Origin of the sequence: Pseudomonas syringae group sp. J309-1, assembly GCF_032582135.1 — a bacterium.
Taxonomy (GTDB): domain Bacteria; phylum Pseudomonadota; class Gammaproteobacteria; order Pseudomonadales; family Pseudomonadaceae; genus Aquipseudomonas; species Aquipseudomonas quasicaspiana.
Genome location: NZ_JAWHNU010000102.1, coordinates 1 through 8,608 on the forward strand (window position 1 = coordinate 1; position 8,608 = coordinate 8,608).

The following is an 8,608-nucleotide window of genomic DNA, read 5'->3' on the forward strand; positions in this document are numbered from 1 at the left end:
GGCGGCGGCCCCACGCAGCAATGTCGGATTACGGGTATGCCGAGCGACAGCGAGGCACCCAGTGGTGGGGCAAGAGCCTTTTGCTTACTTTTGGGCTCCTTCAAAAGTGAGGCGCTGTAAAAGCGCAACCAATATCAACCATGCCCGCAGTAACGGATATGCACACAAAAATCCCTGCATGGAAAAAATGCGTACATACCCATGCTTATCGCGGGCAAGCCCCCCGCAAAGGCAGCGCCAGGGCGCTTACTCGTCATACCCCAGATTCGGCGCCAGCCAGCGCTCGGTCACGCTTAGCTCCTGACCTTTGCGCGCGGTGTAGCTTTCCACCTGATCCTTGTCGACCTTGCCCACGGCGAAGTATTGCGCCTGCGGGTGGGCGAAGTACCAGCCGCTGACCGCTGCCGCCGGGAACATGGCGTAGTGTTCGGTGAGGAACACGCCACTTTTGCCTGGCTTGCCATCCGGCATCGGGTCCAGCAACTGGAACAGGGTGCCTTTCTCGGTGTGATCCGGGCAGGCTGGATAGCCGGGAGCAGGGCGGATGCCCGCGTATTGCTCTTTGATCAGCGCATCGTTGTCCAGTTGCTCATCCTTGGCATAACCCCAGTGCTCTTTACGCACTTGTTGGTGCAGCCACTCGGCGCAGGCTTCGGCGAGACGGTCGGCGAGGGCTTTGACCATGATTGCGTTGTAGTCATCGCCAGCATCCTGATAGGCCTTGGACACTTCTTCAGCGCCAATGCCCGCCGTGGTGATGAAGCCGCCCACGTAGTCAGTGATGCCGCTGTCTTTAGGTGCAACGAAGTCGGCCAGCGAGAAGTTCGGTTTGCCGTCGGTCTTGATGATCTGCTGGCGCAGGTGATGCAGCTTCGCCAATGGCTGGCCGTCGTCGCCATAGACTTCCAGATCGTCGTCATTCACCTGATTGGCGGGCCAGAAGCCAAATACGGCACGTGCGCTGATCAGCTTTTCGTCGATCAGCTTGCGCAGCATTTGCTGGGCATCGGCGAACAATGACGTGGCGGCCTCGCCTACGACTTCGTCAGTGAGGATGCGCGGGTACTTGCCTGCCAGATCCCAGGAGATAAAGAACGGCGTCCAGTCGATGTATTCGGCCAGCACGTCCAGATCGATGTCTTCCAGCACCCTGGCGCCGGTAAACGTCGGCTTGACCGGGTCGTAGGCTGCCCAGTCAAATTGCGGCTTCTTGGCGACGGCAGCGCCATAGCTCAGGCGCTCGGTGCGAGCGCTGCGAGCCGAAGTACGCTCACGCACTTCGATGTATTCAAGACGGGTTTTCTCGATGAAGGCCGGTTTCAGCTCTTTGGACAGCAACTGTGTGGCGACGCCAACGGCACGAGAGGCGTCCGTTACGTAGATCACCGCGTCGTTGCTGTACTTGGGTTCGATCTTCACTGCGGTGTGGGCTTTGGAGGTGGTCGCACCGCCGATCATCAACGGCAGGTGGAAGTCCTGACGCTGCATTTCCCGGGCAACGTGGACCATTTCATCCAGCGAAGGGGTAATCAGCCCCGACAGACCGATGATGTCGCACTTCTGTTCTTTCGCCACCTGCAGGATCTTCTCTGCAGGGACCATCACGCCCAGGTCGACGATGTCATAGCCGTTACAGCCCAGCACCACACCGACGATGTTCTTGCCGATGTCGTGCACGTCGCCCTTGACCGTGGCCATGAGGATTTTGCCTTTGGCTTCTGGCTTGTCGCCTTTCTCCAGCTCGATGAACGGGATCAAGTGGGCAACCGCCTGCTTCATCACACGAGCGGACTTGACTACCTGCGGCAGGAACATTTTTCCCGAACCGAACAGGTCGCCGACGATGTTCATGCCGGACATCAGCGGGCCTTCAATCACCTCGATCGGGCGTGCAAAGGACTGGCGGGACTCTTCAGTGTCTTCAACGATGTGCGTAGTGATGCCTTTGACCAGCGCATGCTCCAGGCGCTTGTTCACCGGCCAGCCGCGCCACTCTTCGGTCTCCGCTTCTTTAACGCTGCCATCGCCCTTGAACTTGTCGGCAATTGCCAGCAAGGCGTCGGTGCCGTCAGTTGTGCGGTTGAGTACTACGTCTTCGACACAGTCACGCAACTCGGCCGGGATCTGGTCGTAGATCTCCAGCTGACCGGCGTTGACGATGCCCATGCTCAGGCCGTTACGGATCGCGTACAGCAGGAATACCGAGTGAATCGCTTCCCGCACCGGGTTATTGCCCCGGAACGAGAACGACACGTTGGACACACCGCCCGAGGTCAGCGCGTAAGGCAGTTCATCGCGGATGTAGGCACAGGCATTGATGAAATCGACTGCGTAGTTGTTGTGCTCTTCGATACCGGTGGCGATGGCGAAGATGTTCGGGTCGAAAATGATGTCTTCCGGCGGGAAGCCCACTTCATTGACCAGAATGTCGTAAGAGCGTTTGCAGATTTCCTTCTTGCGGGCTTCGGTATCGGCCTGACCGGCTTCGTCGAACGCCATGACCACAACCGCAGCACCATAGCGCTTGCAGAGTTTTGCGTGATGAATGAACTGCTCGACGCCTTCTTTCATGCTGATCGAGTTGACGATGCCTTTGCCCTGGATGCACTTGAGGCCAGCTTCGATCACTTCCCACTTGGAAGAGTCGATCATGATCGGCACCCGGGAAATGTCCGGTTCACCGGCGATCAGGTTGAGGAAGGTCACCATGGCCTTCTTCGAGTCCAGCATGCCTTCGTCCATGTTGATGTCGATCACCTGGGCGCCGGCTTCGACCTGTTGCAGGGCGACTTCCAGGGCTTCGGTGTAGTTATCTTCACGGATCAGGCGGGCAAAGCGGGCGGAACCGGTAATGTTGGTCCGCTCGCCGACGTTGACGAACAGCGAGTTGCGATCAATGGTGAACGGTTCAAGGCCCGACAGGCGACAGGCTTTCGGGATATCCGGAATCTGCCGCGGCGCATAACCGGCGACGGCTTCGGCGATGGCCTTGATGTGGCCCGGTGTGGTGCCGCAGCAACCGCCGACGATGTTCAGAAAGCCGCTTTGCGCGAATTCTTCAATGATTTTTGCCGTCTGACTCGGCAGCTCGTCGTACTCGCCGAATTCGTTAGGCAGGCCCGCGTTAGGGTGCGCGGAAACGTAGGTGCTGGCTTTGTTTGACAGCTCTTGCAGATAAGGACGCAGATCGCTGGCACCCAGCGCGCAGTTCAAGCCGACCGAAATCGGCTTGGCGTGGCTCACCGAGTTCCAGAACGCTTCAGTGGTCTGACCGGACAAGGTACGGCCGGAGGCGTCGGTGATGGTCCCGGAAATCATGATCGGCAATTCAAAACCGATCTCTTCGAAAACACCTTGCACAGCAAAGATCGCGGCCTTGGCGTTCAGGGTATCGAAAATGGTTTCGATCAGGATCAGGTCCGCGCCGCCCTCGATCAGGCCACGTGTCGCTTCGGTGTAGTTTTCCACCAACTCATCGAACGTGACGTTGCGATAACCAGGGTTGTTAACGTCCGGTGAAAGCGAGCATGTGCGGCTGGTCGGGCCGAGAACACCCGCGACGAAACGCGGCTTGTCCGGCGTTTCCAGGGTCTTGGCATCAGCGACTTTACGCGCTAGCCGAGCGCCTTCAACGTTCAGCTCATAAACGATCTCTTCCATGCCGTAGTCGGCCTGGGAAACCTGAGTCGCGTTGAAGGTGTTGGTCTCCAGAATATCGGCACCGGCATCCAGATAGGCCTTTTCGATAGCGCCGATCACGTCCGGGCGGGTCAGCACCAGCAAGTCGTTGTTGCCCTTGACGTCGCTGGGCCAGTCAGCAAAGCGTTTGCCGCGATAGTCTTCTTCCTCGAGGCGATAGCTCTGGATCATGGTGCCCATGCCGCCGTCGAGGATCAGGATCCTCTGCTGAAGAGCTTGCTGGAGAGCATGAAGACGGGCGCTGCGATCAGACATAGGGCTACCTGGAAAAGATCGATACAGAAAGGTCGAAATGATAGCAAACCCGAACGGTTTTGGTGTTGATAAGACTTTGGTATGAATATCGCTCATGTTGGGCCGCAATAACCTCTGTAGAATTACGGCGTTTTTTCATCTTTTCAGACCTTTTGGACGCTGGATATGCCGTATCGCTTGGTTATAAGCATCGCAGTGTTGTCGATGTGCGGCATATTTCAGGTTCAAGCGGGCGACAAGCCCGTGCAGCCGAACATTTCCTATGTTCGGGATATCCAGCCCATCCTTACCGAGAAGTGCGTTGCCTGTCATGCCTGCAATGATGCGCCGTGCCAGTTGAATCTGGGCGCCGGGGAGGGCGTCGCTCGGGGTGCCAGCAAGGTTCCGGTCTACGAAGGCGATCGCAGCGTGGCTCAAGCGCCCACCCGTTTGTTCATCGATGCCAGCGGACCGAAAGCCTGGGAGAGCAAGGGTTTCTACTCGGTGCTTGATGCCCAGGACAGCCAGGCTGCGTTGATGAGCAGAATGCTGGACTTGGGGCGTAACGTGCCGCTGGAACCGAACGCGAAGATCCCGGCTGAAATCGTGCTGGGCCTCAATCGGGAAAATCTTTGCGCTCAGCCGGGAGAGTTCAATGCCTACGCTCAGGCTCATCCCAAGGAAGGCATGCCCCTTGCCGTTGCCGGGTTGAGCGACACTGAGTACGAGACCCTGCAACGCTGGTTCGCCGTGGGTGCTCCGGTGGATGACAAGGCGCAAAGCCCCTCAATCAGTGAACTGGCGCAGATTACTGAGTGGGAAACCTTGCTCAATCAGCCCGGTTCAACTCAGGCACTGGTGGGCCGCTGGCTGTACGAGCACCTGTTCCTTGCGCACATCTACTTTGCAGGTGGTGAGCCGGGGCATTTCTTTCAATGGGTACGTTCGCGGACGCCAAGCGGTCAGCCCATTGATGTGATTGCCACCCGCAGGCCGGACGATGATCCCGGCAGCGACTTTTATTACCGCCTTACGCAAGTCAAAGGTGTGATCGTCCACAAGACGCACATTACTTATGCGCTGGGTCCGCAGAAGATGGCACGGGTCAAACAGCTGTTCTATGGCAACGACTGGCGTGTGGATTCGCTGCCGGGCTATGGCCCCGGACGTCGTGCCAATCCGTTTGAAACCTTTGAAGCGATTCCTGCCGCCGCGCGCTATCAGTTCATGCTGGATAACGCCGAGTACTTTGTCCGTACTTTTATTCGCGGGCCTGTGTGTCGGGGGCAGATCGCAACGGACGTGATTCGCGACCAGTTCTGGGTGACGTTTCAGGATCCGGCCCATGATCGCTATATCGTCGATGCCCGCTATCGGGGGCTGGCCACGCCACTGCTGGCGATGCCGGGGCAGAACGATGATGTCGGCAGTGTGCTTGGTCTGTGGCACGCCTATCGGGACAAACGCAACGAATACGAAGATCTGCGCCGTGACAGCTACGCGCATATGCCTCCGCCGGGCTGGGCCACGTTGTGGGCTGGTAACGATAACTCGCTGCTGACAGTCTTCCGTCACTTCGACAGTGCTTCGGTCAATAAAGGCCTGATCGGTGACGTGCCACAGACTTTCTGGCTGTTCGACTACCCGCTGCTGGAGCGCACGTATTATCAACTTGCGGTGAATTTCGACGTTTACGGAAACGTGTCCCATCAGGTGCAGACTCGGCTGTATTTCGACCTGATCCGTAACGGCGCCGAAGTTAACTTTTTGCGGCTGATGCCCGCAGACAAACGCGACGACCTGTTGAGCGACTGGTATCGCAACGGCGGCAAACTGAAGATGTGGCTGGATTATCAGGACATCGACGATGACACGCCGAGTGGCATACCGCTGGATGAAAAAGGTCCGAAGCGCGATTTCGCCCTGAAGCTGATAGAGCGGTCAGGTACGTTGAATGCTGCGCCGGATCCGATCAATCGTTGCACTGGAGCTTATTGTTCCCGAGCGGGTATCAGTGACAGTTTCGCTCAGGTCGAGCAGTCCTTGAGCCATTTGACGTCCCGACCTGCGGCGGGCTTGAAAGTGATCGATTATCTGCCTGAAGCGACGATGCTGCGGATCGAGGACAGCAGCGGCAAGCGGATGATGTACAGCATGCTGCGTAACCGGGCGCATACGAACGTGGCGTTTTTACTGGGTGAGTCGCACCGCTATGAGCCGGGACTGGACTCGCTGACGATTTACCCCGGTGTATTGGCCAGCTATCCAAACTTCATGTTCAACGTACCTGCCAGCGAGGTGCCCGAGTTTGTTCAGCTCATGCAGCAAGCCAGGCATCAGGCACAGTTCGAGAAGATTGTGGAACGATGGGGCGTGCGGCGCAGCAACCCGCAGTTCTGGACGTATTTCCATGACCTGACTCGCTACATTCAGGAGACGGACCCTGTTGAGGCGGGTGTGATGGACATGAATCGGTACGAGAATCTGTAGATTTGCGTCGCGCTTATCGTCGGAATGCCGCCCAGGCCAAGCCTCAAACAGAGACCTGATGCCCTTTTGGAGCGAGGCTTGCCCGCGAAGAACGAATACGCGGTGTACCTGAATAATCTCATCGGCCGATTCGCGGGCAAGCCTCGCTCCAACAACGAAAATCCGCTCGGCGCATCGGGCACGATGTACGCAAATTCAATTCCATAAAACCCGGCCAACCCACACCCCACATGGCCCGCAGCCATCTACCGCTGACCGGAAAACTCATTTTTTCATGACCTTTTGTGAACTATCACGGTCCGACCCCGTGAGTGTCCTTGTGCATGCGGGTGTATTCGCGGCCTTGGATTGTTGTTTAAAGAGGCAATGAGGTTTGTGATGTTGATTTCTGTTCAAGCCCTGCGGGCACTCGCCGCGTGGGTCGTTGTATGTCATCACTTTATGCAGATTTTCTTCAACTTCCACGCCAGTGGCCCGATTGGCGACTTTTTCGTGACGAAGGGGGCAGTGGGGGTTGATATCTTTTTCGTCATCAGTGGCCTGGTGATCTTTCTCTCTACTCAGAACAGCGAAATGCCGGCCAGGCGCTTCATGCTCAATCGTATTATCCGGATCGTCCCCGCTTATTGGTTTTACACGGCAGCCATGGGTCTTTTACTGGTATTTGCTGCGCCGTTGCTTCCACATCAGGTGATTAACTGGCAGACGTTCATGCTTTCGTTGTTTTTCATCCCTGCGGAAAATCCCGGTGGTTATGGCCTGTACCCCACACTCAACGTGGGCTGGACGCTTAACTACGAGATGTTCTTCTATCTATTGTTCTCCACCGTCTTCCTGTTCAAGCAGCGTCATCGGCCATTGATCGTGGCTGCGGCGCTGTTCGCAGTGTGTGAAGTGTTGGCGCGTTCCGGGCTGATCAGCCGTTTTTATGGCAACGACATTATTTATGAGTTCTTGCTCGGTATTGGCATAGGCATCATTTATCGCCGAGGCTGGATCAAGGAAGGGTTCTGGCTACCGTTGCTGGGTATCGCCACGGGGCTGGTGGTCATTTATCACGTAGGCGGCGATCAGCAGCGGTTGCTTAACTGGGGCCTGCCAAGCGCGTTGATCGTGCTGTCGTGTATCGCCATGGAGCCAGTATTCCGGGGCAACAAGCTGCTTAAAGTGCTGGGCGACTGTTCCTATTCGGTTTATCTGCTCCACGTATTGGTACTGTACGGTGGCTGGCTTGCTTCGCAGCATTACGACCTTAACCCTTACCTGGTATTCGCCATTTGTGTGCCTGTCATCGCGCTTGGCGCATGGATAAGTTACGAATGGCTGGAGAAGGGTTTATACCGTCGCATGAAGGGTTGGCTCGACGATCGACGGGCCAGAAACGCTTCTCAAGCGCTTTCCTGACAAAAATACTAGGACTTTGTGTGAAGCTGGCGATTGGCGTAAACTGCCCGCACGTCTGCGAGGAATTTTCATGACCGCTATTACAATTACCGATGCTGCCCACGATTACCTGGCCGATCTGCTGGAAAAGCAGAACACCCCGGGCATTGGCATCCGCGTGTTTATTACCCAGCCTGGCACCCAGTACGCTGAAACCTGCATTGCCTACTGCAAGCCCGGCGAAGAAAAACCGGAAGACAAGGCCATCGGCCTGAAGAGCTTCACTGCCTGGATCGATGGTTTCAGCGAAAACTTTCTGGACGATGCCGTTGTTGATTACGCCACCGACCGCATGGGCGGCCAGCTGACGATCAAGGCACCCAACGCAAAAGTACCGATGGTCAACGCTGATAGCCCGATCAACGAGCGCATCAACTACTACCTGCAAACCGAGATCAACCCCGGATTGGCCAGCCACGGCGGTCAGGTCACGTTGATCGATGTGGTTGAAGAGCAGGAGCAGCACATCGCTGTTCTGCAATTCGGCGGCGGTTGCCAGGGTTGCGGTCAGGCTGACGTAACGCTGAAAGAAGGCATCGAGCGCACATTGCTTGAGCGCATTCCAGAGCTGCACGGCGTACGCGACGTGACCGACCACACGCAGAAAGAAAACGCTTACTACTAAGCAGTTTGCTGCGCCGTGTTAAAAAGCCCCGACGCGTTCGGTAATGCTGTTCACTTAAGCATTTGAGTCCAAGCCGGGCTTTATAGAGAATCCGATGTCAGACCCCCGGCATCGGAT

General features: G+C 56.7%; 4 protein-coding genes. 3 read left to right on the plus strand and 1 reads right to left on the minus strand.

Going from position 1 to position 8,608, the window contains the following annotated elements:
• Positions 1–246 precede the first annotated feature (246 nt).
• Positions 247–3,954, minus strand: a complete 3,708-nt coding sequence (gene metH, locus RX972_RS28550) for a methionine synthase (protein ID WP_316880600.1) — start codon at positions 3,952–3,954, stop codon at positions 247–249.
• A 165-nt stretch (positions 3,955–4,119) separates the two neighbouring features.
• Here metH and RX972_RS28555 point away from each other — a divergent pair, with 165 nt between their 5' ends.
• The 3 genes from RX972_RS28555 (at position 4,120) to nfuA (ending at position 8,491) form a co-directional block, all read left to right on the plus strand.
• Positions 4,120–6,423 (plus strand): fatty acid cis/trans isomerase, encoded by a 2,304-nt coding sequence (locus tag RX972_RS28555; RefSeq protein WP_316880602.1) that lies wholly within the window; start codon positions 4,120–4,122, stop codon positions 6,421–6,423.
• Between the two features lie 378 nt (positions 6,424–6,801).
• Complete coding sequence (locus tag RX972_RS28560; RefSeq protein ID WP_099271299.1) at positions 6,802–7,827, plus strand: acyltransferase family protein; 1,026 nt, start codon at positions 6,802–6,804, stop codon at positions 7,825–7,827.
• Between the two features lie 70 nt (positions 7,828–7,897).
• Complete coding sequence (gene nfuA, locus RX972_RS28565; RefSeq protein WP_027902653.1) at positions 7,898–8,491, plus strand: Fe-S biogenesis protein NfuA; 594 nt, start codon at positions 7,898–7,900, stop codon at positions 8,489–8,491.
• The last annotated feature ends 117 nt before the right edge of the window (positions 8,492–8,608 follow it).

What these genes read in the sequence shown, in the direction of transcription:
- metH (WP_316880600.1), bottom strand. Translation starts at nt 3,954, where the DNA reads ATGTCTGATCGCAGCGCCCGTCTTCATGCTCTCCAGCAAGCTCTTCAG.
- RX972_RS28555 (WP_316880602.1), top strand. Translation starts at nt 4,120, where the DNA reads ATGCCGTATCGCTTGGTTATAAGCATCGCAGTGTTGTCGATGTGCGGC.
- RX972_RS28560 (WP_099271299.1), top strand. Translation starts at nt 6,802, where the DNA reads ATGTTGATTTCTGTTCAAGCCCTGCGGGCACTCGCCGCGTGGGTCGTT.
- nfuA (WP_027902653.1), top strand. Translation starts at nt 7,898, where the DNA reads ATGACCGCTATTACAATTACCGATGCTGCCCACGATTACCTGGCCGAT.